This is a genomic window from Photorhabdus heterorhabditis (assembly GCF_018448905.1).
Taxonomy (GTDB): domain Bacteria; phylum Pseudomonadota; class Gammaproteobacteria; order Enterobacterales; family Enterobacteriaceae; genus Photorhabdus; species Photorhabdus heterorhabditis.
In genome coordinates, this window is sequence record NZ_RCWA01000099.1 from 1 (window position 1) to 2,546 (window position 2,546).

Genomic DNA, 2,546 nt, shown 5'->3' on the forward strand with positions numbered 1-2,546 from the left:
GAGGTATAGGTGCTATGATAGGCATCACTCAGTCCGTGTTGGGGTTTGGGATTTTTCGCAATTGATCAGATCGCAAAAATCGGACTGAGTTCCCTCCAAGTGATCTATTATTTTGAAAAGTTATTTAGCATGGATTCTCTTTGCTGCAACTTCTATTATATTGTCATTATGGCCTAATATTGTCATTAAATCAGAAAAAATAGCATCGTTTGTAGAAAGCAAGATTTCATAATTAAAATTATCAGGTGCGATATTATCGTCATATAAATAAATATCTTTTATTACTTCTGATATAATGCTCAGGTCACTCTTTATTAACCTTTTCTCAAACTGCTTTTCTTTTTCAGTGAATTCTTGATAAGGTTTTAAGAAATTTATTTGCAAGTTGTACTCAATTTCAAGTTTTGTTATTGAGTCTTGCATAGCCGTCTTATTATCAACTAAATATTTTGCACACCATAAGTCATGTATACAAGAAGCAAGAATATCTAAATTACCATCCTGTTCCAGGAAAGAATATATTCCATAAAACAATTTAACATGTGAGCTATTTAACTGAAAATGTAAGGATCTACAATCAGGATTAAATATAAATGAGGCTTGTTTTAGTCTTCTCTGAATCTCTTTGGTTAAGTATATTGAATTTAAATTAATTCCCACACCCAACAGCTTTTTATTATTTTCTTTATTCATTTTCCTTCTCCTGTCATTTGTTCATTAACCTTATTTCCGTTGATGATATATCTAAGCGAAATAGATTCTCTGGAATAGATTCAAATAAAAATCGGTGTTCATCTTTAATATTCACTAAATCATTAACTGTATGGTATTTATTATTAAAAAAACGTCCAGCCACAATAAATCTACAATCATTATTCTTAATTGTCATAAGAGATTTCTTTAACCCTTCTTCACCTCCATAATAAATAGGATTATTAATTTCTTGACATAAATCAGCGCCAATGACGAAAATTGCTCCCTGATAAATATGCGATTTTTCAGTAAAAAATTTAGCATCACTTAAAATAACATCCCCTTTTTCCTTAAATTGTCTTATCCTATTGAAAACTTCATCGGTTGAAATGGTAAGTTTTACCGCATTCTTGATTGATAGTTCATAATAGGATTTTCTTTTAGTCACTGCTGTGGCGATTTCTTTTAATTTTTCGTGTCCTTTATGAAATGGATTGAAAGAACCAGATAAAATTAAAGCATTTTTCCAATCTATATTTGTATCGTTAAAGTCCCCGTTTCTATCAATATGTATATAATTCAACTTACCATCAATTAAATCGATTATATAACGTTCATGCTTGTTCGGCATATTTATATTTATCCTCATATGCTATTATTGTTAATTAAATATATATCGCTTTATTATATAATCACATATTTATTAAGTTACATTATTATACCCGTTATTTACCAATGGTGATTAATGATATATTTTCACTCTTTTTAAATAAATATCAAATTGATTCACCTGGTGATTGCCAGACCATTCGTTAACGGCAACCTATTGTTTTTTAACATTAAAAACATTAACTATAAATGTTTTATTCGCAGCTCAGATTATTACTAAATCGCCTAACCCCCTAAATTATTCTCATTAATTATCAGTATTTTCTCTATAATTTTCCTCAGTGATATTAACTAAGGCAGATTTTATTTTTAAAATATCTTCCATTGTATGTGACGTATCAAGGCTCACCCGAACCGCGCCATCAGGATAAGTTCCAAATTTTTTATGGGCTAATGGCGCGCATTGCAATCCGGGACGTGTAATAATATTGTATTTGTTTTCTAGTATATAAGAAATTTCTCCGGGATGATAACCTTCTACTGTAAAAAGAATTGTTGGTACCCCAACGTTATATTTACAGATTAACTTGACCTTCTTTAATTGTGATAGCTCATCTATAAGATGTGTACGCAGAGTTTGTAATTGATTTTGAATATTTTCTATCCCGATTTTTTTTAAACGTCTTATGGATGCTAGTAATGAAAGTATGCCAATCGTATTTTGTGTTCCCGATTCATACTTGTATGGTATTCCAGTTGGTTGTTTTGTTAATCTTGATAATACACCTGTCCCACCTTGAATTAATTCACTATGAGAAAATTCATTATCAAGAATGAAATATCCCCCAATACCTGACACTCCTCCTAAGCTTTTATGCCCGCTAAAAACAAGGTAATCAATATTACCTTTCGATAAATCAATTAGTTGTGAACCAAAAGATTGTGAACCATCAACTAAAACCATCGTGCCATATAAATGTGCCAGTTTTCCTACCTCATCTATATTACAAAATGTGCCAATAGTATTGGAGCAACTATGAACCACTAATAGTTTAGTTCTCTTATTCTTTAATAAAAATTCCAAATGTGATATATCAATTTCACCCTCTGTCACATCCAGGGCGCGAGCATACTTTTTTAACGCCTATTGAAAGTAGAGTAATGACATGATCTAATCACGCTTATTTCTCTTCAGATAGCTCAATGATGACTCTGATTGAACACCTCGCCGTTGTTAAAGAAAC

Annotated in this window: 3 protein-coding genes; all 3 read right to left on the reverse strand. The window is 31.0% G+C overall.

What is annotated here, in order from left to right; genetic code table 11:
• Window positions 1-120: 120 nt before the first annotated feature.
• The 3 genes from EAE89_RS22610 to EAE89_RS22620 all read right to left on the reverse strand — a co-directional run bounded on the left by EAE89_RS22610 (window position 121) and on the right by EAE89_RS22620 (window position 2,416).
• Window positions 121-693: a hypothetical protein gene (locus EAE89_RS22610; RefSeq protein ID WP_244866731.1), complete on the reverse strand. Its 573-nt coding sequence runs from the start codon at window positions 691-693 to the stop codon at window positions 121-123.
• Between the two features lie 13 nt (window positions 694-706).
• Window positions 707-1,324 carry a nucleotidyl transferase family protein gene (locus tag EAE89_RS22615; protein ID WP_054478076.1) on the reverse strand — a complete coding sequence of 206 codons (618 nt, stop codon included), beginning with the start codon at window positions 1,322-1,324 and terminating at the stop codon, window positions 707-709.
• Between the two features lie 285 nt (window positions 1,325-1,609).
• Entirely contained in the window at window positions 1,610-2,416 is an 807-nt protein-coding gene (locus tag EAE89_RS22620; RefSeq protein WP_339423553.1) for an aminotransferase class V-fold PLP-dependent enzyme, read from the reverse strand.
• Window positions 2,417-2,546 lie beyond the last annotated feature (130 nt).